At 56.7% G+C, this 20,585-nt stretch carries 22 protein-coding genes; 10 read left to right on the top strand and 12 right to left on the bottom strand.

The window, feature by feature from the left end; all coding sequences use genetic code 11:
- Positions 1–62 precede the first annotated feature (62 nt).
- A complete protein-coding gene (locus tag BKP64_RS00665) occupies positions 63–1,754 on the bottom strand; it encodes a methyl-accepting chemotaxis protein (RefSeq protein ID WP_083329116.1) in 1,692 nt (563 codons plus the stop codon).
- A 32-nt stretch (positions 1,755–1,786) separates the two neighbouring features.
- Here BKP64_RS00665 and BKP64_RS00660 point away from each other — a divergent pair, with 32 nt between their 5' ends.
- The 4 genes from BKP64_RS00660 (at position 1,787) to BKP64_RS00645 (ending at position 4,030) form a co-directional block, all read left to right on the top strand.
- Entirely contained in the window at positions 1,787–2,890 is a 1,104-nt protein-coding gene (locus BKP64_RS00660; RefSeq protein WP_227515470.1) for a DUF6635 family protein, read from the top strand.
- Between the two features lie 61 nt (positions 2,891–2,951).
- The gene (locus BKP64_RS00655; RefSeq protein WP_070964609.1) at positions 2,952–3,137 is read left to right on the top strand and encodes a hypothetical protein; all 186 of its coding nucleotides are present in this window, start codon (positions 2,952–2,954) and stop codon (positions 3,135–3,137) included.
- Between the two features lie 303 nt (positions 3,138–3,440).
- Positions 3,441–3,647: a cold-shock protein gene (locus tag BKP64_RS00650; RefSeq protein WP_070964605.1), complete on the top strand. Its 207-nt coding sequence runs from the start codon at positions 3,441–3,443 to the stop codon at positions 3,645–3,647.
- A gap of 179 nt (positions 3,648–3,826) precedes the next feature.
- Positions 3,827–4,030 (top strand): hypothetical protein, encoded by a 204-nt coding sequence (locus tag BKP64_RS00645; RefSeq protein WP_070964602.1) that lies wholly within the window; start codon positions 3,827–3,829, stop codon positions 4,028–4,030.
- On the opposite strand, the gene BKP64_RS00640 is transcribed toward BKP64_RS00645, so the two are convergent.
- Together BKP64_RS00640 and BKP64_RS00635 are read right to left on the bottom strand one after the other, a co-directional pair.
- The gene (locus tag BKP64_RS00640; RefSeq protein WP_099092542.1) at positions 4,027–4,320 is read right to left on the bottom strand and encodes a hypothetical protein; all 294 of its coding nucleotides are present in this window, start codon (positions 4,318–4,320) and stop codon (positions 4,027–4,029) included. The genes BKP64_RS00645 and BKP64_RS00640 overlap by 4 nt on opposite strands.
- A gap of 155 nt (positions 4,321–4,475) precedes the next feature.
- Positions 4,476–5,408 (bottom strand): bifunctional transcriptional activator/DNA repair enzyme AdaA, encoded by a 933-nt coding sequence (locus BKP64_RS00635; protein WP_083329115.1) that lies wholly within the window; start codon positions 5,406–5,408, stop codon positions 4,476–4,478.
- 136 nt (positions 5,409–5,544) lie between these two features.
- Here BKP64_RS00635 and BKP64_RS00630 point away from each other — a divergent pair, with 136 nt between their 5' ends.
- On the top strand, positions 5,545–6,141 hold the full coding sequence (locus BKP64_RS00630) for a DUF938 domain-containing protein (RefSeq protein WP_070964599.1): 597 nt from the start codon (positions 5,545–5,547) through the stop codon (positions 6,139–6,141).
- An 18-nt stretch (positions 6,142–6,159) separates the two neighbouring features.
- On the opposite strand, the gene BKP64_RS00625 is transcribed toward BKP64_RS00630, so the two are convergent.
- The 4 genes from BKP64_RS00625 to BKP64_RS00605 all read right to left on the bottom strand — a co-directional run bounded on the left by BKP64_RS00625 (position 6,160) and on the right by BKP64_RS00605 (position 9,746).
- On the bottom strand, positions 6,160–6,930 hold the full coding sequence (locus tag BKP64_RS00625) for a hypothetical protein (RefSeq protein WP_070964596.1): 771 nt from the start codon (positions 6,928–6,930) through the stop codon (positions 6,160–6,162).
- Positions 6,931–7,043: 113 nt separating this feature from the next.
- On the bottom strand, positions 7,044–7,286 hold the full coding sequence (locus BKP64_RS00620; RefSeq protein WP_070964594.1) for a hypothetical protein: 243 nt from the start codon (positions 7,284–7,286) through the stop codon (positions 7,044–7,046).
- A gap of 530 nt (positions 7,287–7,816) precedes the next feature.
- Positions 7,817–9,121, bottom strand: coding sequence for a ferredoxin reductase family protein (locus BKP64_RS00610; RefSeq protein ID WP_070964588.1), 1,305 nt, complete (start codon positions 9,119–9,121; stop codon positions 7,817–7,819).
- A 145-nt stretch (positions 9,122–9,266) separates the two neighbouring features.
- Complete coding sequence (locus BKP64_RS00605) at positions 9,267–9,746, bottom strand: FKBP-type peptidyl-prolyl cis-trans isomerase (protein ID WP_070964585.1); 480 nt, start codon at positions 9,744–9,746, stop codon at positions 9,267–9,269.
- Positions 9,747–10,185: 439 nt separating this feature from the next.
- On the opposite strand from BKP64_RS00605, the gene lldD reads away from it, so the two are divergent.
- Positions 10,186–11,325 (top strand): FMN-dependent L-lactate dehydrogenase LldD, encoded by a 1,140-nt coding sequence (gene lldD / locus BKP64_RS00600; RefSeq protein ID WP_070964583.1) that lies wholly within the window; start codon positions 10,186–10,188, stop codon positions 11,323–11,325.
- Positions 11,326–11,388: 63 nt separating this feature from the next.
- Here the strand turns inward: lldD and radD are convergent, their stop codons facing one another.
- Positions 11,389–13,176, bottom strand: coding sequence for a DNA repair helicase RadD (radD, locus tag BKP64_RS00595; RefSeq protein ID WP_070964580.1), 1,788 nt, complete (start codon positions 13,174–13,176; stop codon positions 11,389–11,391).
- 137 nt (positions 13,177–13,313) lie between these two features.
- Positions 13,314–14,915 carry a winged helix-turn-helix domain-containing protein gene (locus tag BKP64_RS00590; protein WP_070964577.1) on the bottom strand — a complete coding sequence of 534 codons (1,602 nt, stop codon included), beginning with the start codon at positions 14,913–14,915 and terminating at the stop codon, positions 13,314–13,316.
- A 177-nt stretch (positions 14,916–15,092) separates the two neighbouring features.
- On the opposite strand from BKP64_RS00590, the gene BKP64_RS00585 reads away from it, so the two are divergent.
- Entirely contained in the window at positions 15,093–15,314 is a 222-nt protein-coding gene (locus tag BKP64_RS00585) for a tautomerase family protein (RefSeq protein WP_070964573.1), read from the top strand.
- A gap of 16 nt (positions 15,315–15,330) precedes the next feature.
- Here BKP64_RS00585 and BKP64_RS00580 read toward each other — a convergent pair whose 3' ends face one another.
- The 3 genes from BKP64_RS00580 to BKP64_RS00570 form a co-directional block, all read right to left on the bottom strand.
- A complete protein-coding gene (locus BKP64_RS00580; RefSeq protein ID WP_070964570.1) occupies positions 15,331–16,182 on the bottom strand; it encodes an ion transporter in 852 nt (283 codons plus the stop codon).
- Between the two features lie 176 nt (positions 16,183–16,358).
- Positions 16,359–16,739 (bottom strand): ribbon-helix-helix domain-containing protein, encoded by a 381-nt coding sequence (locus BKP64_RS00575; protein ID WP_070964568.1) that lies wholly within the window; start codon positions 16,737–16,739, stop codon positions 16,359–16,361.
- Positions 16,740–16,799: 60 nt separating this feature from the next.
- A complete protein-coding gene (locus BKP64_RS00570) occupies positions 16,800–17,369 on the bottom strand; it encodes a DJ-1/PfpI family protein (protein ID WP_070964565.1) in 570 nt (189 codons plus the stop codon).
- Positions 17,370–17,613: 244 nt separating this feature from the next.
- Here BKP64_RS00570 and BKP64_RS00565 point away from each other — a divergent pair, with 244 nt between their 5' ends.
- The 3 genes from BKP64_RS00565 to BKP64_RS00555 all read left to right on the top strand — a co-directional run bounded on the left by BKP64_RS00565 (position 17,614) and on the right by BKP64_RS00555 (position 20,502).
- Positions 17,614–18,363, top strand: coding sequence for an SDR family NAD(P)-dependent oxidoreductase (locus tag BKP64_RS00565; protein ID WP_070964563.1), 750 nt, complete (start codon positions 17,614–17,616; stop codon positions 18,361–18,363).
- A 3-nt stretch (positions 18,364–18,366) separates the two neighbouring features.
- The gene (locus BKP64_RS00560; protein WP_070964561.1) at positions 18,367–18,912 is read left to right on the top strand and encodes a nucleoside 2-deoxyribosyltransferase; all 546 of its coding nucleotides are present in this window, start codon (positions 18,367–18,369) and stop codon (positions 18,910–18,912) included.
- A 264-nt stretch (positions 18,913–19,176) separates the two neighbouring features.
- Positions 19,177–20,502, top strand: a complete 1,326-nt coding sequence (locus BKP64_RS00555; protein ID WP_070964558.1) for an ethylbenzene dehydrogenase-related protein — start codon at positions 19,177–19,179, stop codon at positions 20,500–20,502.
- Positions 20,503–20,585 lie beyond the last annotated feature (83 nt).

The following is a 20,585-nucleotide window of genomic DNA, read 5'->3' as shown; positions in this document are numbered from 1 at the left end:
TGGATGGCAGACTCCGTCAATCCACAAATGGACAGGTCGTGCGCATCGCCTCCCGGTTTTCGTCACCTCCTGCCGTTACCAGCCAGCAGAAGGTCCGGATTGAAGCCCATAACCACCGCACCCCAATGCTTGCCATTCACATACACGGGAATCGAGAGGTCGTTCAGAATTTCTCCCGTATCCCGGATATAGGTTTGCAGAAGGAACCGTTCCGTGTGGCTGGCCCGCCGCTTCTCGGTTTCGTTGCTGTTATAAAGCCGCTGATCCCGACTGTAGAGAAGATCTTTGTCATGGTCGCCAGTGATTGGCTGCGACGTGGCTTTGTGATGAACGGGAATGTAGCCATTGGCGTCCACCAACAGACTGTAGGCGGTGCCATCAAAGCGTTCCTTACTGCGGTCTGTCAGGTCCTGGAACGCTTTTTTGAAGCGATCAACGAACCGGGTCCGGTATTTTTGTGGCCAGGTATTCGGAACCGGTTCGTAATGGCGATCAAAAATTTCAACACCCTGCTGTGCCAGCTCGGCGAGCTTTTCCTCGAACTCCGCGGCCAGCGTCTGACGCTGCTCCAGAATTTCCTCGAAAGCGCCTCGGCCGATGCGGTAACGGGCCAGCAGCGCCATAGAGGCCTCGGTGGCTTTGCGCAATTGCTCGGAGTAAGCGTCCGATTCGGCAATCTCCCCGGCCAGTTCACGGCCAAGTTGATGGATCTCGTTGCCGTGCTCATGCACCTGGCGATTGGTAATACTGACTTCCTCCACCGAAGAGGTGATGGACAGCAGCTCCTCATGCGCCTGCTCAATGTACTGGAGCATGTCGTCGAACTGGGAGGCGGTCGAGGTCACCTCCTCACGGGCCTGGCCGGTTTGCTCAAGCAACTGCTCCGTATCCTTTTCGGTACGCCCGACCCGGGAATCCATATCGCTGATGATCTGATGCACGTCGCCCGTCGCCGACGCAATTTTCTGAGCCAGCTGGCGCACTTCATCCGCCACCACGGCGAAACCGCGACCGGCCTCGCCCGCCCGTGCAGCCTCGATGGCGGCATTCAGCGCCAGAAGGTTGGTCTGGTCCGAGAACCCCTGCACCATTTCCAGAATCTTGCCGATTTTGCCAGCGCTATCGCTCAGCCCGGCCACCGTCTCGCGGAAGGTCAGCAGCTGATCGTTGACCTGCCCGATTCGGTCAGCCACCTGAGACAACGCCTGATTGGACTCGCGCACCCCGTCGAGATTACGGGAATTGAGCTCCGAGACCGATCCGGTACGCTGAGTAATGTCCTCCAGTGCCGTGGCGCCCTCCCCACTGGACTGGGCAATCAGCTCGGAGACTTCTTCCTGTTTGCGGGCGCTCTGCTGGGCCTCGCCGGTGAGTTTGCGCAGCCTGGCTGACTGCACCGCCACCTGCACCGCATGATGGCGCAGATCCGACAGGGCGCCCCTCATGCTGGCCAGCAGTTCATTATGTTCTCTGGCAATTCGCCCTGCCTGTCCAGAGCCGACCGGCTGGTCCTTTGATATATCCAGCACCCCGTTGCCTTCGCCAGCATCGACTCCCGCCGGCGGTCCAGCGCTGGCCACCCGATCACGGCCCAGCCACCAGGCCACCCCGGTTATCAGGGCAGCCAATCCAAACCCCGCCATGGCAAATTCCGGCACCATCACGACCAGGGCAAACAGGGCCAGAACCAAAACACTGCTGACACGGCATACCAAAGGTTGCCGTGTACGACTTTCCGGAGCGACTGCATTCATTTTTGTTAGTGTCCTCTGTAGGAATCGCTTTCATGGGTTATCGGCAGGGCTCAACAGAACTTCACCATTTTGTCGTCCCGATTTTCATGGATGCCGCCGAACAGGTGGCCCGGCTTGCTCATTTGCGGTTTAATGCGCCAGACACTCACTTGCCTGCCGATAGGCCTGTCACTATGCACATAGTCACATCGCCCGAGCAAAACGTCTCTGAAGTTGAGATTGAGCAGGCAATCCGCTCAGGCATCGAGCGATACTTTGACGACTGCCGGGCGCGGGTACCGGCGTTTATTGACCGTCACTTCCATTACCCCGGTGCCATCGCGACCAACCGGAAGGCACTGGGATGGGACATGTTGCGGGCCCCCATCAACCTATTGTGGGCACCGTTTTATGCCCTGGCGTGCCTGATAAAAATTCTGGTTCCCAAACGCACAGGCCTGATGTGGCTGCACAGTTTAGCGGATCATGTACCCGCTGGGTTTACGACCGAGGTTCAACAGCACATCTCAAACCTGATCCTGGCGGACCTGTTGAACAACCGCCAGGAAGGCCCACTACTAGAGCGCTATCTGATTGAGGCGCTGGAGGCGGTCTATGAGAGCCATGCCTGCGAGCCGGTCGACCACCAGCGGTTCAGCAAGCTGATTGAGCCTCTGGTCGCGGACACGCTCAGTCAGTACCGGGTGACCCGAACCGCATCTGCCGATATCACCAACAGCATTTCATGCACCGTATTGGGCGCGTTTGCATTCCAGAAGTTTACCCCGGGCGGTATCGGGCTGGGGGTGGTGCTCGCATCCATGCTCGCCAAGACCTTGGCCGCCCGCGACTTTATCCTGGGCGAAACCATCGGCGAATGGTATTACAGCGTATTTCCACCGGAGCCTTCGCTGGCGACGACGGCCAGCGTTATGGTCGCTGTCATGGTGGCATTGGCGGCCTTCGCGGCGTTGTCCGGTGTTATTTTTGACCCCGTTCAGGCGGCGGTCGGCTTGCATCGCCGGCGCCTGAGCAAGCTACTGGATCACCTGCAGAGAGACATCACACTCAGCACCCAGAGCAGCTTTCGCCCGAAAGACCAGTTTGTGGCCCGGATTCTGGACACGTTCGACATGATCAAATCGGGTTTACTTTAGTTGACGGATCGCTCCGCGGAGTCCTGAATGTAAGGGACATTAACTTGCGGAGGAAACGGACATGAAGTGGATCATACTCGCCATTATTGTTGCTGTTGTGGCCTTCTGGCTGTATCGGGGGCGCCGTAAAAACAACATTGAAGACCCAGAGGTGAAGACATTCGAGGAAAAGGATTACTACCTTACCTCGGATGAAAATACCTCCGATGACGAGACATACCCGGATAGCAACAACCCGCGTCACTGAGTTACCCCAGAATAGCCGGGACAAGCAGACCAAAATGATCACCCTGTATTTCGAAATAGGTCTGCCCCGGTTTTCCACATGTATAATATTGAAAACTTTCCTATGCAGTGCCTCTTAATTAGCGTACTGTGACGCTCGTTGGAAAGATTTAGCAAAGCATTTCACGAATAAGACCTTTTGTGTTGTCACACCTCTTGTCCTGTTTTTGATCCTGCAAGTTTTTTTGTTTCCCGCATATCGCTGATCAAAGATCACAACGATCTTTCGACGGCACATTTATGATTAATTTCAGGATATCTATTTATGTCTACAATTACCGGCAACGTTAAGTTCTTCAACGAAGCAAAAGGTTTTGGCTTTATTACTCGTGAAGGCGGCGCAGACGTCTTTGTTCATTACAGCTCTATTCAGGGTGGCGGTTTCAAAACTCTGGCCGAAGGCCAGGAAGTTGAGTTCACCGTGACCGAAGGCCAGAAAGGCCCGCAGGCAGAGAACGTTATTGGCCTGTAAATAACAGGTAATACCGTGATCGAAAAAAGGCAGCCTCAGGCTGCCTTTTTTGTTTTTTAAAACCGAAAATGCATCCCCCATATTGTCTTATCGCTCGCCTGAGCCACCAGATAATAGTTTCTTGGTAGGAGGCCCTTAAGAGATTAAGGTAGAAGCTTTCCACCGGAGGCATACATTCTATGGAAACTGCGACCCTGGTTTGGGGGCTCATTTTCAGCTCCATCGGCATCGGTTATTTCATCTACGGGCGAAGGCAATCGAACATGGTCGCCCGCTGGTGCGGTCTCGCCCTGATTCTTTTTCCGTACCTGGTGACCGATACCCTTGCCATGGTGGCTGTGGGCGCTGCGCTCATGTTGACACCCAGGTTCATTGAACTTTAAGCGTCTCTTCCCAAGGATCTTTGGAATTCAGAGCTTCTAAGATAGGTGTGGCAACTCTGCACGAACGGGAGCTTTCCCTTGTCCATCACTTGGTCTATAAGCTGCGGGTCAACGTCCAGCAGTGCCACAATACCCAGTGCTTGCTTGTTTCGAACATCGCAGGCTCCTCCCATTAGTTCAGCGGTGCTTCTGTTTTGAACAAACTTTTGCCAATACCAGTGGCGCAAAAGCTGTTTCATACCTGCCGCAACAAGATCCATTTGATCTGATGTCTGAATTGAAGTGGTCATGGTGCCCCCTCGAAACACAATCAACGAAGTGCGTTCACTCATTAGACGAGCAGGACAACCGAAACGTTACAGAAGATACCAAAACCTTATGACAGCCGACTATTCGGGCATGACATTCCAGGCAACCGGGCTAGCGCAGAGTCTTTTAAGCGCGCCTAGGACGACTTCCTTTCCGCATCCAGCAATGCCCGTTTTCGCCCCAATCCCCAGCGGTATCCGCCAAGACTTCCGTCGCCTCGTAAGACTCGATGGCAAGGAATCAGCACTGCAATACGATTTTTCGCACAAGCTGATGCGACTGCCCGCACCGCTTTGGGCTTGTCGATTTCCGCAGCCACCTCACTGTAACTGAGGGCACCTCCTTCCGGGATGCTCAACAGGAATTGCCATACCTTCATTTGAAACGCCGTACCCCGCATATCAAGCGGCAAATCAGGTCTCGGAGCACCTTCACTGATATGTCGATCCAATGCTTCCATCCAGGCATCAAGTTCGGGAGCATTTTGAGCAGGTGAAGCGGTCAATTCAGCCTTAGGGAATTCCGCCTTCAGACAGGTGATCAGTGAGGCTTCATCGTCACCAAACTGGACAAAACAGACGCCCTTACCCGTGGCTGCCATGGCCATGAGGCCAAGCGCAGTGGCTCGACATGCGTAGATGATGGCCTCGCCAGCGCCACCTGCCCGATAGGCCTTCGGCGCCATTCCAATATTGCGAGTCGCTTCGCCGTAGACACGGCTCACGGAGCCGAATCCAGAGGAAAAAATCGCATCTGTCACGCTGTCACCGTCCTTCAAGGATTGCTTGAAGTGTCGCATTCGCACAGCGTCCTGGTAGGCTTTGGGGGAAATGCCAAAGGCGTCTTTGAATACTCTTTGCAGCCTTGATGGAGAGAGTCCTGCCCGATCAGCCAAGCTGGCCAGTGTTAGCCGTTCATCGGCATGCTCTTCGATATATCGGGCGATCTCCACCAGCCGACCAACCCGCGGGCTTCCATCCATAGATTGGCAGCGCTTGCAGGGGCCATCGGAGGCCTTGCCCCTCCCCTCTTTTGCTGCCAGCATTTCCTGTTCAGATGGCATCTTCATGACGTAACCCTTTATTCGAAGTGGACAAGGCTAGTTGAACTGACTTCGCCAGGCGTTTCCATCCGATTATTGCTCTGGTTATCTACAGCCGAGCAGAAAACCGGGACAGATCTATTTTCAAGGAGAGTATGACTCGATGACTACCAACCTGCCCTTTTCTCAAGCTTGTGAGAACAACAAAGCCCCGATACTGGAGAGACTGCGTGAGGTCTTTGAGGGGCCGGGCAAGGTATTGGAGGTGGGGACAGGCACTGGACAGCACGCCGTGCATTTCGCAAAGGCCATGCCCCACCTGCAGTGGCAACCGACTGACCACCCCGATGCTGCACACATCGCTCGCCCTCGACTGCAACAGGCCGCGCTGCCCAATGTCCTGCCCATGATTGAGCTGGACGTAGGGAATTCCCACTGGCCTGTCGACTCCTTCAGATGGGTGTTCTCAGCAAACACCGCCCACATCATGGCATGGAACGAAGTCGAACAGATGTTCCACCACATCGGGGAGCGCCTGCCAAAAGACGGTGCCTTTTGCCTGTACGGCCCGTTCAATCACCAGGGCCAGTTTTCCAGTGACAGCAACCGACAGTTTGACCAACATCTTAGAGCCCGAGCACCCCATATGGGCATACGAGATCTGGAAGATCTATCTGCACTGGCAGAGGCGGTGGGTCTCATTCTGGCGGCAAACTACGCTATGCCAGCCAACAACCGGCTGCTGGTTTTCAGCCACTGACGGGTCTGCGCCCGCTTTTCACGTTCTCTCTTTCCCAGACTTCGCACAACCATGCCAGCACATATCGCAAACCGAATCGCCCCTGGAGAGGGTATTCAGGCGAGTGTAATGTCCGTGCTGACCGTCGTTGGCGAGAACATCCGCACCCGGCCAATCATAAAGACACCAGGACTTAAAGAATGCATCCAGCTCGCCCTGGTCTCCATTCAACTCGATGACCCGACGAACAAAGGTTTGTGGTGGGCAGTGGGTCCAGTGCGTATAAGTATTACTTCCTTCCGTCCACACTTTCACCTCATAACCTGGAGCACCCGGCGCACTGAACGGGAAAACCATTAACGCCCGGAGAACCCTCTCCATACGTCTTCCAGGGTCGCGGCTAGTGACACGAAAAGGCACAGATACGGTCGTTAACATCCAGCTATAAACCTTCCAGCCCAGATCGCCCACCAGTGTTTTGGCGTAGTCCGCAGGCACTGCGCGGGCCACCATTTCCTGGTACGCGGCTGTCGTGATTATTGCGAGGTATACAGTGAGACGGTTACCGTAGGAGGGCAATTGATCAAGCTCGGAAATTGGCAACAACAAGTCAGACCGAGCCCATGTTTGCTTGAGATACTCTTTTACATCTGACTCAAGCCACCGGCCCCTTTCCGGCTCTTCAAGATCCAAGAGCCGGCCCTTCAGAACCTGACGGGCGGATCGGCGAAAAATCGGCTTAAAAGCTGTTTTACAGACACCTATAAACGTACGGTTCAGCAGGCTCATTTTCTTGTTTTGGAGTGACATGACAGGCCTCCCCAAAAAGGTTTTACTCCATCAATTTAACACCTGGCGCATCTCTCTTTACGTTCACGCCCCTGGTAGCGGCAGCATTCGCCACTACCAGGGCCAATTGCTTTTTACGACGCAGCTTCCAGTTCGTTGATCGCTCTTTTGAGCACCTTCACTGACTCGGTATGTTTACCCTGATTGTGCAGAGCTTCACCCTGATCCCGGAGCTCTTTGACCCTGGTCTCAGTCTCACTGTCCAGCTGTGCTGACTGCAGTTGTTGATCGATCTGGCTAACCAGAGAGGGGCACTGGCCACTTAGCGCATTGCCGGCAAAAAATACCGCAATTAACAGAGCCGCAAGATAACGCATGATAGTTCCTCCTTTCTCACACGCCCTTGTATAGCATAGTCAATCTGGAGTAGATGCGCAGCATCACAAACGCCAGAATCGGGACTGACCAGCCCTGAAAACCGGTGCTCACTAAAACCATAACAACAAGCAAATAACCCCGAAAAGAAGCACTGCAAAATGGACAGCCAGGTTCTTCCGGGTAGTTGGTGCGGGCTTTCTGGCGAAACTGAAGTAATCCTCACCAAACAGCCCCACGCCGCAGCTCTCACAGTAGTTTTTTGAGTAAGAAACCCTCAGCGCAGATGGCTCAAACTTTTTCCGACAGCTGTAACAACTGGGCTTGATCATCTGGGGCTCCGGGCAAAACGATGGTTGGTCAAAACGACTGCGCATGATGTTCTCTATAGACCAAAAACCGGGACCGAAAAAAATCTGTCCCGGTTTCAAATTAGCGCAATACAAAAACGATAAGGGCCAGGCACAACGTGATATTCAGCGCCCAGATGATCAAAGAAACTTGTCGCCGCTGGCTCAAATGCTTGATTGGATTAGTCATAGTTGAACCGCTCCGACAGGATACGATGAGAGGGGGTGCCCCTCTTTATCAGGTGATCTTCGACGATATCCATCATGATCGCCGGTCCGCACATCACAAAGACCCATTCGCTCACCTCTTTCTCTGAAAAGACGCGATCTATCAGCGCTGCATCTATGAAACCTACCTCTCCATGCCAGCTTTCTGGCGGTTCTGACAGCACGTAGACTACGTCCTCCTCACTCAGCTCCTCACGATAGGCAATCTGATCAATCACCCGATTTCCATAGATCAACTTCACCTCACGCGAATCGCCGGTCAGGCGCATTTGCCTGAGAATGCCCAGCAGCGGAGCAAGGCCAACGCCACCCGCGATAAGAGCGACCCCAGGTTCAGCGCGACCATCGACAGAAAGATTGCCATAAGGGCCGTCAACATAAGCGACTGTCCCAGATTTTATCTGGCCAAGTGTTCGTGTGAAGTCGCCAAGCTCTTTGATCATGAAAGATAGTTCCGGCCCAGCCGCCGGCGCCGAGCAAATGGAGAACGGGTTTTCTTTCATCGAGAAGGCGCTGTGCCCCACATTCAGCCAGACGAATTGCCCGGCTTTGTAATCAAGACCACGATGACCGTCTGGCTCCACGGTCACTTCCCATTGCTTTGGCGTCAACCGGACTGTGGAGGTCACACGCCAGGGGCGTGCCTTCTGCAGAAGGGGAACCAGCAGGTAAACAGTAAGCAGTGACCCAACAGCCACTCCGGTCATTGCCAGCCACACCCAGCTCATCACAGGCTGCGATCCGTAACGCCCTGCATACACGGTATGATGCAACAGAAGAACAGCGATCAGGAGCGCGCCGATCCCATGTAAAAGGCGCCATGTCTCGTATTTGAAGTCCAGTTGGGTGCGCCCGATTGCCAGTAGAGCAAGGCTTGGAAGAAGCAGGAAGGCGGCAATACCTGTCGACAGAACGGAAAAATCAGTCGTGATCGTCAATGCGCGCGTCGGGTCCCACGGGCGTTGACCACCTGACGGCGTCCCCTGGTAAAGAAACGGGTGCAGCAGAGCAAAGACCAGTGCCGTGCGAGCCATGATCTGGTGAAACCGCATTGTCACATCCAGTCCCACGCCATTTGAAACGGCCTTGAAACGGCCGGACAGAATGAATTCCGCGAGGACCATCGAGAAGGCAAGAATGCCCAGGCCAGAGGCCAGTTCCTGGTGGAACTGGCGTGGCGGCCCTCCGACCCACGCGGACAAGATCAACGGCAATGTGACAGCGACAAGGTAAGCAACAATCAAAAAGAGTAGTTTCATCTGACTAGCATGTTTCACTTCCTCTGGCCATGCAATCTAGTCTTCCACAACCCATTCCTCTTATCGCAGGTTTAGGTCTTTCGGGTTTTATGGCGAAAAATACCAGTGCAGCCAACGCCGCTGAAAGGCAGATCTTTTCAATCCTTCAATGATGCCCACCCGGCCCATGTGCATGGCCGTGCGCCAACTCTTCCGGATCGGCGGCCCGAACTTCGATGATTTCGATATCGAAGGTCAGGGTTTTACCGGCCATCGGATGATTGGTGTCGACATCGGCAAACTTGTGGCCGACCTTGACGACGAGCACATGGCGCGGGCCCTGCTCGGTTTGCACCTGGGCGATCATCCCCGATTTCCAGCGTTTGGCACCCATCAAATGCTTGATCGGCACACGCTGCACGGCATCGGCCTTGCGCGGACCGTAGGCTTTTTCCGGAGTGACGGTGACGCTGAACGTATCGCCGGCCTCGCGACCTTCCAGCGCTTCTTCCAGGCCCTGGATAATGCCGCCGTGGCCATGCAGGTAGGCGTTCGGCTCGCCGCCATGGGAGTTTTCAACAACGTTGCCTTGTTCATCACGGACGCTGTAGTGAAACAGGACGACTTGATTCTTTTCGATGGGCATAGGGTTCTCTGCAATGGTTTAAGGTACGCCATTATAATCAGCGACGGTGTTGACTCCAGTGCCCGCCATCTAAAAGCGTTGGGCCTAACTCAGCTTCCCCAGGTAATCGAAAATCCGTTCCTGCACCTGCCAATAGTGCTTTTGCTTGCGGGCGATGACGAATTTGCCCCACTTCCATTACCCATTATGTGGTCTGACCAATTTACAGAAAGGGTTAACCAGTACCACTGTGTGATCAGCTCACGTGGATCTCTCTACCTAAGTATATGATTACCTTTTTGACATGCTTTTTATGCTTTCCTAATCTATTCTCCCAACTGCTGTAATCTGGCCCTACCAGTTTTCGCTCCGCGGTCTCGGCCACGGTTAGCCTTTGTGTCGCAAGGGGACTACCCTGCGCTGCCCCGTAATATTTTCAAGAGCCCGTGAGGAATCCCCGATGATCATTTCCGCCTCGACAGACTACCGCGCCGCCGCCAAGCGCCGTCTGCCACCCTTTCTGTTCCATTACGTCGATGGGGGCTCCTTCGCCGAGCACACACTCAAGCACAACGTGGCGGATCTGGCCGACATCGGTTTGCGCCAGCGGGTGCTGAAAAACATGGAGGAGCTGAGCCTGGAAACCCAGCTGTTCGACGAGACCCTGAGCATGCCGGTAGCTCTGGCGCCGGTCGGCCTGGCCGGTATGTGCGCCCGCCGCGGCGAGGTGCAGGCAGCGCGCGCGGCGGCGGACAAGGGCATTCCTTTTACCCTGTCCACCGTTTCGGTCTGCCCGATTGAGGAGGTCGCGCCGGCGATCAGCCGCCCCATGTGGTTCCAGCTCTATGTGCTGAAGGACCGCGGCTTTATGAAAAACGCGCTGGAACGCGCCAAAGCCGCCGGTGTCACCACCCTGGTGTTTACCGTCGACATGCCGGTTCCGGGTGCCCGCTATCGAGACGCGCACTCGGGCATGAGCGGCCCTAACGCGGCCATGCGCCGCTACCTGCAGGCGATGATTCACCCGCGCTGGGCCTATGACGTGGGTCTGCTCGGCAAGCCGCACGATCTGGGCAACATCTCCGCCTATCGCGGCACCGCGACCGGTCTGGAGGACTACATCGGCTGGCTGGGGAACAACTTTGATGCATCCATCTCCTGGAAGGATCTTGAGTGGATTCGCGAATTCTGGGATGGCCCGATGATCATCAAGGGCATTTTGGACCCGGAGGATGCCCGCGATGCCGTGCGCTTTGGCGCCGACGGGATCGTCGTTTCCAACCACGGCGGTCGCCAGCTTGACGGGGCACTGTCCAGCGCCCGCGCGCTGCCGGCCATTGCCGATGCGGTCAAGGGCGATCTGAAAATTCTGGCAGATTCGGGCGTCCGCACCGGCCTGGATGTGGTGCGCATGCTGGCGCTGGGTGCCGACTGCACCCTGCTCGGCCGCGCCTTTATCTACGCCCTGGCGGTCGACGGCCAGGCCGGTGTCAGCAATCTGCTGGAGTTGATCGAAAAAGAAATGCGGGTCGCCATGGTGCTGACCGGCGCCAAATCAATCAGCGAGCTCAACAGCGACCTGCTGGTATCTAAATCATAATGGTTGGGCGGGGCTAAAAGCCCCGCCCTAACGAAGGTCGGCCTTATAGCCGGGAGACAAATCTCAGTATCTATCGGCTTCATTCGCCTTACGATACCGCCCCCGATAATCAAAGATCCTTTCCTGAACCTGCCAATAGTGCTTTTGCTTGCGGGCAATCACAAAGTCCGGTGCAGGCAACAATGCCTGACTCTCCAGCACCTCATCCGCCTTGTTGAACGTTTTCGGCGCCTGGCCATTGGCGAAACGACGCCCGAACAGCTTGTTAAAGACGGTGCGCTGCGCCAGCCTGGCGAAATCAAACGACTCGCTGAGTTCTTCCCCATCTTCACCGTGATAGGTGATCTTCAGGTTGCTCCCATCAACACCTAGCGTGATCCCGGCGCAACGGATCACCATCGCATCCTTCAGTTTCAGGGCATCTCTTAGCTGATCATCCGGGTCGATGATGGCTTTGTGGCACTGGTGACAGTTACGGGCCGCAATATCATTCTCGCCACCGCAGTGCGGGCACTCCTTGAAAACAAAACGGTAATCGCACTGTTGCGGGCGCCCGTTCTGCGCAGCAGGTTCATCCCCTTCCGCAGGCTCCAGCAGCCCCTGACAACGGCGCCCGTAGTGCTCGATAACCCGCCCTTCGCTGTCGGTTTTGCCCCAGAAGATATTGGCAAAACCACAGCCCGGGCAGAACACCTGCACCGGCTCACTGTCGGGGTTCGGTTTCGGCTCGCCTACCTCCGGGTGATGCAGATTCACATGGTTGCCCGCGTAATCGATCACCAGACAATCCTGTTTAGCTTCGTCCAGACGAAGACCGCGGCCCACGATCTGCTGATACAGGCTTACCGACTGGGTCGGGCGAAGGATGGCGATAAAGTCCACATGGGGCGCATCAAAGCCCGTGGTAAGCACAGACACGTTCACCAGATACTTCAACTCCCGCTGCTTGAAGCGCCGGATCAGCAAGCCCCGATCCTTGAGATCGGTCCCGCCGGTCACCAGGGCCGTTTCGTGTTCCGGCAGATAACTGGTGATCTCCCGCGCATGATCCACCGTGGCTGCAAAAATCATCACGCCCTGACGCTCAGCGGCCAGCTCGACCACCTGCTCAATGATGGCTCGGGTCACACGCTTATGTTTGCTCAGCAGCTGGTTGACGTCCTTCTCGGCGTATTCGCCAAAGCGGTCCTCAGGTAGCGCAGAGAAATCGTATTGGGCCACCGCCGCGTTCACCAACTCAGGCCTGGTGAGATACCCCCGATTGATCATGTAGCTCAACGGCAGTTCGTAGATGCAGTGCTGGAAGGGCTTATCCTGTTCTTCACTGGAACCGCGAACAAAGCCCCGGTAGTGATAGCGGTAGATCCAGCCCATGGCCAGACGATAGGGTGTGGCGGTTAGCCCGAGCACTTTGAGGGAATCATTCTGTTGGCGCAGAAGCTCGATGATCCGTTGATACTGACTGGTCTCCTCACCGCTGACCCGATGGCACTCATCGATGATGACCAACGAGTACTCATCCCTGAACTGATCCAGATTCGCCGATACGGACTGCACACTGGCAAAGGTGACCTGATGCCGGTTTTCCTTGCGTTTCAGCCCGGCGGAGAAGACGCCGCCCGTTAACCCATAGCTCTGGTATTTGGCGTGATTCTGCTCCACAAGCTCTTTGACGTGAGTCAGCACCAGAATCTTGCGCCGGGCAAGGCGGGCCAACTCGGCAATAACCAGACTTTTACCCGCACCGGTCGGCAGCACGATGACGGCGGACTCATCGGATTGGCGGAAATGCCTCAATGTGGCATCAACTGCTTCCTGCTGGTAGGGCCGAAGCTTGAAAGGAGCATTCATGTTGCAGTGCTTAATCGTTATCAGGAGGAGAAGGCGGTCATACTAGCAAATGCCGGTGCCGTTGCCTGCGAGGCGCAAATAAATCTGTCCCGGTTTTTGTTTGCAACCCGAAGTGATGCCCCTGCCCTCAAGTGCTCCTAGGACGGCAGCCCAGCCAGCACCCCGCCTTTTTGCAATAACGCCATTTCGGCGCGGCTGGCAAAGCAGGCGATCTCTCTCTGACCAAGAGTCGGCCGGATGCGACGGGCATCGCTCAAGGCATCGACTGCCCCCGGGATGTTCCCCTCGTGAATATGGGCAATGGCGAGTACAACTCGGGGCAGGAAAATTCGGTCATCACAACGACAGGCATCGCTGGCTGTCCGAATGGCGTTGTCAATCTGGCCGAAATTGAGCATCCCCCGGGCGAGCAGCGCGCCCCACGCCGAGCGACGATTATCTCGCGGGCTGATCTTCATACCCCGGAGCATAAAGTCGATGCCCTGAACATCGCCCTGGCGAATCATGGCGGCCCCCAGCGCGGTCATCGCCTGAGCGTTACTTGGGTCCAGTTCTACTGCGCGACGTAACATGCCAACGCCCCGTTGCAGGTCCCCCATATCGGCAAACGCACAGCCGGCATAGCCGAGAACATCGGTATCCTGACCGTCCAGAGCCACGGCTTTTTCAGCTGATTGGCTGGCCTCAACGAGCCATTCATGCCCACGAATGAGCCCCACCAGATGACCAATGGCAATGATCAAGGCCAGATAGGCATGGGCAAACGCGAGTTCCGGATCCTGCTGGATCGCTTGTCGCAGAAGATTGGCCGCTTCGGTGAAGCTTTCCTCACTCCAGCCTTTCTGGCCAAGAATGGCGTGTCCCTGGCGATACAGTGCCCAGGCACCCAGATCCACCGTGCGTCGTTTTCGCAGCTGGATCAGCTCAGCCCGATTGAGTTGGGGCTCAATCCGGCTCACGATCTCGCGCACCACCTCCTCTTCCAATGCGTTCAGGCTGTCCACCGGGATCAGTTTCCGGTCCGACCAGAGCATGTTGCCGCTCTCCGCGTCCAGCAGCTGGACCCCGACTCGCAGGTTGTCCCCCATGGGCCACACCGAGCCTTCGATGACGTAGTCCACACCCAGCTCTCTTGCGATGTGCTGAATGCTCACTTCCCGCTGGCGATACTGGGAGGCGGTATTGCGGGACAGCACCAGAAAGCCGGGAATGCGGGCCAGGTGAATACTGATATCTTCACAGAGCACTTCCGCAATCCAGGCGGTCTGATCAACGCCCACGCCGTGAGAGAACGGAAGCACCGCCAGCACGGGCTGTTCTTTCTCCCGCTCATTGCGGGGCGAAAACAGGCAGGCGGCGGCCAGCTCCTGATGCGCCTCGGCAGCGCTCTGCTGCATGACATCCGCGCCAGAGATCTGAGCAAGCGGCTCGGGCACATCAATGTCGGCCACAAAGCGATAGCCCCGACGATTGAACGTGGCAATGAAGCCCTGTGTCTGCCCGCTATCCCCCAAGGCGTGGCGAGCGGCTTTAATGGCACTGCTCAAGGCGGACTCGCTGACAACCTTGCCTGACCACAGCTGGTCCAGCAGTTCCGCCCGGCTCACGATACGGTCGCGGTGAGTCACCAGATAGGTCAGCAAATCGAAGACAAGCGGCTCCAGAGGCTGGGCTGCGCCAGAGCGACGCAGCTGGAGCTGATAGGTGTCCAACTGAAAATCAGAAAAACTGAAAATCATGGATCTGTTCCGCTATGGCTAGCTGCTTTCTAAATTAGCAGACAACACCCCGAGATTCTCCACATATTCCTCACAGCTTCCCCAAGTATGGCCCGGGGCAACCTCGTAGACTGATCTCAAGTTGTTGTACACGCCGCCCATCGGGGGAGGCTTTCTACCACAGAAAGGAGCACAACCATGCCATTAGTCACTATCAACCTGATTGAGAACGTATTCGACAAAAAACAGAAGCAGGAGATGATCGCGAAAGTCACCGACGCCATGGTGGGGATTGAAGGCGAAGCGATGCGAGGTCTGACCTGGGTAGTCATCAATGAAGTCAGCGAGGGAGAATGGGGAATCGGCGGAAAACCCCTCAGCAGCGACGACGTCCACAAAATCCAGGCCTCTGCTGCCTGAAATCAAGATGGGCCGGTCACTCGACCGGCTCGGGTGTCTCTTCATCAAGCCAGGTACCGCAGTATTTACAATATTTGGCGTCTATTTCATGTCGATGTTTACCGCATCCCGGGCAGGCTTCATCGGAGTACCGCTCCGCGCGTAGGGCGCGAATCACTTCCGCGGAAAATACGCCAACGGGAAGCGCAATAATCGAGTAGCCCGTCAACATGATCATCATGGAAATGAACTGCCCCAAGGCCGTCACCGGCGTTATGTCGCCATAACCTACGGTTGTCAGTGTCACGATTCCCCAGTAGATGGATTTGGGAATACTGGTAAAGCCCGCCTCGGCCGGCTCAATGAGATAGAGCAAAGAAGAGAAGATGGTCACGACCATCAACACTGCAAACAGAAAAAGCAGGATCTGGTGCCGGCTGCGAATCAGGGCGTCCATCAGCAGACGGCCCTCGCCCACCACTGTCATCATTTCCAGTACCCGAAACAGACGCAGGGTCCGCAGCAGACGCACGACAACGAGAGTCTGCGCACCCGGAAACAATAGCGCCAGCCAGGTAGGCAAGACGGCCAGAACGTCGATAACACCGTAAAAGCTTTTAAGGTAAAGCTTCGGTTTCTCCAGGCAATAGATGCGCAGGGCCAGCTCAAGGGTGAACAGCAGCGTTATGCCCCACTCCACGACATAAAAAAGCTCACCGAAGCGAGCGTGATATTCCGGAACGCTGTCCAGGAGAATAATCCCCACGCTGAGGAATATCAGCAGCGCCAAGAAAATATCAAAGCCCTTGGCCAGGCGGGTATCTGATTCGAAAATGACCTGAAACAGGCGTGTTTTAATTCCCAGGCCACCAGGTTTTATAGTCGCCATCCAAGCTGCCTCTCTAATGGTCACTGAAAATCGAAAATCCCGCGATTAGGTTTAACTCACGGCCACTATTCCTGCAAACCGCAGAATTGATCAAACCGGCAGTTCGATGATTTCGATATCGAAGGTCAGGGTTTTACCAGCCTCAAATAAGATCTGTCCCGGATTTCGTTCCGGGATCAGTGCCTTGCTTTGGTCACCACTTCCGGTGTTGCCGGCTCACCGGGTTTGCCAGCGAGAATGCGGTCGGCATCAAGTGAGGCAATCGGTACCCGGGTATCCCTGGGAACGTCGCCGCTCAGCTGCAGCTCAAGATAGCGGAGCGCACAAACCCGGAGGAAGGACGTGAAGTTGCCGAGGTCGTGGCCGGCATCAATGGATTCGTGGTAAAGCCGGGTGATCATCTGCGGCAGGTTCATGCCATCCCGTTCGGCCAGCTCTGCCAGTACCTGCCAGAAGGCGTTTTCCATCCGCACACTGGTCACCATACCGTCAATACGCAGGGAGTGGGTCCGGCTGACCCAAAGCTCCGGCTCGGCGTTGATAAAGAGCTTGCACATGACGGCCTCCCTGGAAGCGATTGAGAGCGCTGAGGGGCCGGTGGGCTGGCCCCTGTTGCGTTATTGATCCAGCAATGTGAAGAACTGCGCAAGCCAGGCCGGATGAGCGGGCCACGCAGGCGCTGTTACCAGATTAGCATCGGTTACCGCCTGATCAACCTCGATACTGGCGAAGGTACCGCCGGCCAGTTCCACTTCCGGTTGGCAGGCCGGATAGGCAGAGCATTTTCGGCCCTCCAGAACCCCTGCTGCGGCCAACAACTGGGCACCGTGGCAGATCGCCGCCACCGGCTTGTTGGTTTCGAAGAAATGGCGAACCAGATTCTGCACATCCTTGTTAAGGCGCAGGTACTCGGGTGCGCGACCGCCGGGCACTACCAACGCGTCGTAGTTCGCCGGGTCCAGTCCGTCAAAATCCGCATTCAGGGCAAACCGATGGCCGGGCTTTTCGGTGTAGGTCTGGTCGCCCTCGAAGTCATGGATGGCAGTGGCAACGGTATCGCCAGCTTTTTTGTCCGGGCAAACGGCATGAACCGTGTGGCCGACGGCCTGCAGTGCCTGGAACGGCACCATGGTTTCGTAATCTTCGGTGAAATCACCGGTAATCATCAGAATCTTCTTCCCGCTCATGGCTGTCTCCTTGTGCTTGTTTGGCCAAGTCTGAAAACAGTAGCAGCGGTGATGGTGCAGAGGGTATTAAGGGACTACTACAGGAGCTCACAGCAGACGCGCTTTTGATTGGTCAATAGCGACGCAATAAATCCCGATAAAGCCGACTATTCCAGTCCTGGACGATAATCTGTCCCGTTTTTTTCTATACTGTTTCCTGTTGGTAGGGCCGGGGGTCTTATGCAAGTCACTCAAGGAGCATTCAATGACGTTTGATTTCCACGGCCGGCGCGTCATCGTCGCTGGCGGCAGCAAGGGTATTGGCCGGGCCATCGCGTTGGGATTTGCCCGCGCCGGTGCCAGCGTTTCTGTGTGCGCGCGCGGGCAGGCGTCCCTGGACGCACTGGCGGAAGAAATGGCTGGCGAGGGGCTGGCGCTGCACGTGGCCGCCTGCGACATTGGCGACAAGGCCGCGCTGGAGACCTATCTGCAGAGCGCCATGGGCGAGTTGGGTGGCCTGGACGTGCTGGTCAATTGCGCCTCGGCGTTCGGGCGGGAGGACAACGAAGAAGGGTGGCTGAGCAGCGTTGAGGTGGATCTGATGGGCACGGTTCGCGCCGGCCATACCTGCCTGCCAGCGCTTAAGGAAACCGGGGGCACGATCATCAACATTGCCTCCATCGCCGCCCTGCACGCCTCGACACGCACCGCCCCCTATGCGGCCATCAAGGCCGCCGTCGCTCATTACACCGGCAGCCTGGCGGTGGCCATGGCCCCGCATAAAGTGCGTGTTAATGGCATTGCCCCGGGCTCGATCGAGTTTCCGGGCGGCGTCTGGGATCAGGCCCGTCAGCACAATCCGGAGCTCTACGAGCGTATTCGCGGAGGGATTCCCTTCGGGCGCCTGGGCACGCCGGAGGAAATCGCCGACGTGGCGTTGTTCCTGGCCTCCGATCTGGCCCGGTGGATAACCGGCCAGACGCTGGTGGTGGACGGCGGCCAGGTTCTTTCTTAAGCCATGGCACAGCCCAAACGCATCTACCTCGCCGGCCCCGAAGTCTTCTTCCCGGCCGAGGAACACCGGGCGATCGTGGCCGAGAAAAAGCGCCTACTCCGGGAAGTCGGACTTGAAGGCGTAGACCCGCTGGATACGACGCTTGCGTTTGCAGATGACCTGACCAAACCAGAACGCGGCCACCGGATCTACCAGGCCAACCGCGAACTGATGGACAGCTGCAGCGCTATCATCGCCAACCTCACCCCCTTTCGCGGTATCAGTGCCGACCCCGGCACTGCCTTCGAAATCGGCTACATGATCGGCCAGGGAAAGCCCGCCTTCGGGTTCACCCTGGACAGCCGGCACTACCGAAAACGAGCCGGCGAAACCGGCCTGGATGAACTGGGCCACGCCGTAGAGGACTTCGAGATGAGCGACAACCTGATGATAGAAGGCGGAATCCGCCAGTCCGGTGGGCAGCTATTCGTGGCTGAGCGGCCAGGCGAACACCGGTTTTTCTCGGCCGACCTGTTCCGCCTCTGCGTGCGAGCGCTGGCCCATGCCTGAACCTACCCCACTTCAAACCCTGCTGGACACGCTGCCTCAATGCGGTCGCGTGGAATGGATTGGAATCCGCCCGGCACGCGGCAGGTGACCCTGATCCAGAAAGAGCACCTGCACGCCATGGCCTCTCGCCAAAATAAATCTGTCCCGGTTCTCCGCAGTTTCCCAAACAGGCATCGTAGTCTATGTTGTGGGCATGGACGAGCGTTTCCAGAACAGATTAAAAGTCCCGCCGTCGGAACCCACCTATCCTGCCGAGGATGCACCATGTTGCAGACTTCACTGAGACACCTCGCCGTGGTTGCCTTTGCCGCTAACTTTTCTGCAGCTTCCGCTCTGGCTGACGCCACAACACCAATCGCCTGGACATCGGTTCCGGTTGAAGAGGTTACCCTGTTCTATCCCGGGCAATCGAGCTTCCAGTGGTTACATAGCCCGGAACATCCCGGTGCGCGTATGGTGGGACGCGGCACCGCCTGCAAGCGCTGCCACCGTGACTCGGAACGAAGCATGGGTAACGATATTGTCTCGGGTGGCCTCCTGGAACCCAATCCGATCGACGGCAAGAAAGGGTCACTACAATTGGTTGTCCAGGCTGCTCACGACGAGGAAAACCTGTACCTCCGGTTCCGCTGGAAGACCCAGGCGGAACGGCCCGGCGTGATGCACAACTACATGCGCTACGATGGCCAGGCATGGGCATTCTACGGCGGCCCACGATCGGCAAAGCGCGTGCGCCAGGGACAGGAGCCGCCCCTCTATGAAGACCGACTTGCGATCATGATCGACGATGGCGGTGTGCAACGATTTGCCGAGCAGGGGTGCTGGCTCAGTTGCCACACCGGCATGCGGGACATGCCGGGCGAACCTACATCAGAAGCGGTCCGCTCTCACCCGTATCTGGGCGAAGGTGGCCTGGGCCGCAGTGACGTGCGCAAGTACCTTCCCGCCTCCCGTACCGACACATCCACGAGCTGGGACAAGGTTAAATCCCCCGAAGCTCTGGCGAAACTCAAGGACAAGGGCGTTTTCCTGGATCTGATGCAGTGGCGTGCGGCCCGGAGCAACCCGGTCGACATGGCAGACGACGGCTTTGTACTCGGATACCGCCTTTTCGACGAAGGTAAAAACCCGTTCTCCTGGAACGTCGATCGCGACTCCATGACCCCCAAATTTATGTTCGATCCCAAGAAAGTTGGCAGGAAATCCCTCACCGTGTCGGATATAGAGACTGGCCCGGAACCTGCGGCCCTGATCCGCGAAGATAACGCGGCTCCCTATGACCCCGACGCCGGGTGGAAAGAAGGCGACGTACTTCCAGGCCGACTGCTGAGCCGCGTGGACGCCCGAGGCTCGGCGGCAGACAACTCCCGGGTTACCGGCAAGTGGGAAGATGGGAGCTGGATTGTGACCTGGGTCAGACCGCTCGACACCGGCCATGACGACGACATCACCCTGAAGCGCGGTAACACCTATACCTTCGGCTTTGCCGTGCATGACGACAATGTCACGACGCGTTTCCACTTTGTGTCATTCCCGGTTGTCGTCGGGATAGGCCTAGGCGGAGATATTACAGCTGTCCGTCTGGATTAACCGTCGGGCCCAGGATGCCGCCAACCTGCTGCCAAGTGAAACCGGGATCTATTTTCGCGGCGTCTCTGGTGGCTCAGGAAAAA

This window comes from Marinobacter salinus (assembly GCF_001854125.1).
GTDB lineage: Bacteria > Pseudomonadota > Gammaproteobacteria > Pseudomonadales > Oleiphilaceae > Marinobacter > Marinobacter salinus.
Note: the sequence above shows the minus strand (reverse complement) of the source record. Positions and strands in the feature narration are given on the sequence as shown.

What these genes read in the sequence shown, in the direction of transcription:
- BKP64_RS00570 (WP_070964565.1), bottom strand. Translation starts at nt 17,369, where the DNA reads ATGAGCGGGAAGAAGATTCTGATGATTACCGGTGATTTCACCGAAGAT.
- BKP64_RS00635 (WP_083329115.1), bottom strand. Translation starts at nt 5,408, where the DNA reads ATGAAGATGCCATCTGAACAGGAAATGCTGGCAGCAAAAGAGGGGAGG.
- BKP64_RS00625 (WP_070964596.1), bottom strand. Translation starts at nt 6,930, where the DNA reads ATGTCACTCCAAAACAAGAAAATGAGCCTGCTGAACCGTACGTTTATA.
- BKP64_RS00655 (WP_070964609.1), top strand. Translation starts at nt 2,952, where the DNA reads ATGAAGTGGATCATACTCGCCATTATTGTTGCTGTTGTGGCCTTCTGG.
- BKP64_RS00640 (WP_099092542.1), bottom strand. Translation starts at nt 4,320, where the DNA reads ATGACCACTTCAATTCAGACATCAGATCAAATGGATCTTGTTGCGGCA.
- radD (WP_070964580.1), bottom strand. Translation starts at nt 13,176, where the DNA reads ATGAATGCTCCTTTCAAGCTTCGGCCCTACCAGCAGGAAGCAGTTGAT.
- BKP64_RS00590 (WP_070964577.1), bottom strand. Translation starts at nt 14,915, where the DNA reads ATGATTTTCAGTTTTTCTGATTTTCAGTTGGACACCTATCAGCTCCAG.
- BKP64_RS00580 (WP_070964570.1), bottom strand. Translation starts at nt 16,182, where the DNA reads ATGGCGACTATAAAACCTGGTGGCCTGGGAATTAAAACACGCCTGTTT.
- BKP64_RS00645 (WP_070964602.1), top strand. Translation starts at nt 3,827, where the DNA reads ATGGAAACTGCGACCCTGGTTTGGGGGCTCATTTTCAGCTCCATCGGC.
- BKP64_RS00565 (WP_070964563.1), top strand. Translation starts at nt 17,614, where the DNA reads ATGACGTTTGATTTCCACGGCCGGCGCGTCATCGTCGCTGGCGGCAGC.
- BKP64_RS00630 (WP_070964599.1), top strand. Translation starts at nt 5,545, where the DNA reads ATGACTACCAACCTGCCCTTTTCTCAAGCTTGTGAGAACAACAAAGCC.
- BKP64_RS00620 (WP_070964594.1), bottom strand. Translation starts at nt 7,286, where the DNA reads ATGCGTTATCTTGCGGCTCTGTTAATTGCGGTATTTTTTGCCGGCAAT.
- BKP64_RS00665 (WP_083329116.1), bottom strand. Translation starts at nt 1,754, where the DNA reads ATGAATGCAGTCGCTCCGGAAAGTCGTACACGGCAACCTTTGGTATGC.
- BKP64_RS00560 (WP_070964561.1), top strand. Translation starts at nt 18,367, where the DNA reads ATGGCACAGCCCAAACGCATCTACCTCGCCGGCCCCGAAGTCTTCTTC.
- BKP64_RS00585 (WP_070964573.1), top strand. Translation starts at nt 15,093, where the DNA reads ATGCCATTAGTCACTATCAACCTGATTGAGAACGTATTCGACAAAAAA.
- BKP64_RS00555 (WP_070964558.1), top strand. Translation starts at nt 19,177, where the DNA reads ATGTTGCAGACTTCACTGAGACACCTCGCCGTGGTTGCCTTTGCCGCT.
- BKP64_RS00650 (WP_070964605.1), top strand. Translation starts at nt 3,441, where the DNA reads ATGTCTACAATTACCGGCAACGTTAAGTTCTTCAACGAAGCAAAAGGT.
- BKP64_RS00575 (WP_070964568.1), bottom strand. Translation starts at nt 16,739, where the DNA reads ATGTGCAAGCTCTTTATCAACGCCGAGCCGGAGCTTTGGGTCAGCCGG.
- BKP64_RS00605 (WP_070964585.1), bottom strand. Translation starts at nt 9,746, where the DNA reads ATGCCCATCGAAAAGAATCAAGTCGTCCTGTTTCACTACAGCGTCCGT.
- BKP64_RS00610 (WP_070964588.1), bottom strand. Translation starts at nt 9,121, where the DNA reads ATGAAACTACTCTTTTTGATTGTTGCTTACCTTGTCGCTGTCACATTG.
- lldD (WP_070964583.1), top strand. Translation starts at nt 10,186, where the DNA reads ATGATCATTTCCGCCTCGACAGACTACCGCGCCGCCGCCAAGCGCCGT.
- BKP64_RS00660 (WP_227515470.1), top strand. Translation starts at nt 1,787, where the DNA reads ATGGGTTATCGGCAGGGCTCAACAGAACTTCACCATTTTGTCGTCCCG.